The 618-nt window shown below is 68.4% G+C and carries 1 protein-coding gene; it reads right to left on the bottom strand.

Annotated elements, in window-relative coordinates; all coding sequences use genetic code 11:
* On the bottom strand, positions 1 to 453 hold a 453-nt coding region (locus tag QWZ14_RS10605; protein ID WP_456307233.1), incomplete at its 3' end, for a hypothetical protein.
* Positions 454 to 618: the final 165 nt, after the last annotated feature.

Genomic DNA, 618 nt, shown 5'->3' on the forward strand with positions numbered 1-618 from the left:
GATGCCCAACCACATCTCGACGGTGAGCCCGTGCAGCGGCCCGGCAAGTTCACGGACCCGGCGGCGGATCGGCTTGATCTTCCAGTCCATCGTGCACTGCTGGCGCATGACCACCGGCTTGTCGCCGTGGTAGCCGTAGACGGGCATCGGCACGAAGTCGTCCTCGACCGCGGTGTCGCGGAGCGCCCCGGCGGTGACCCGCTCGAACCGGATCCCGGCATCGGTCGCGATGCGCTCCAGGCGGTCGACGTTGTCGTAGACGACCTTGCGTTCCCACTGGGTGTCGGCGAAGACCACGAGGTCGAGCTTCGGGAGTTCGCCGCGGGCGGAGAGCACGAGCAGCGCTGAGGACTGCTGGCCGGCGCCCAGCGACAGGACCCGGAACCGCCGCTCCATGGCGGGCTTGCGCTGGCGGGTCCGGCGGCGGTCGTCTTTGCAGGAGGGGCACAGCATTGGCAGAGGACCGCGGGTGGACTGGACTACGAGGGGAGCCTCGCAGTCGCTGCACGTTGAGCTCCGGGCCACGGTGCCCCCGATCGTGGGAACTGTAGAGATTGCGAGAGAGATGGGGCCGGGGTCACGGCTTCATCCTCATTTGTCCGTATTTGGGGTGCCCCC

The organism is Paeniroseomonas aquatica (genome assembly GCF_030409335.1).
In the GTDB taxonomy this organism is placed as follows: domain Bacteria; phylum Pseudomonadota; class Alphaproteobacteria; order Acetobacterales; family Acetobacteraceae; genus Belnapia; species Belnapia aquatica.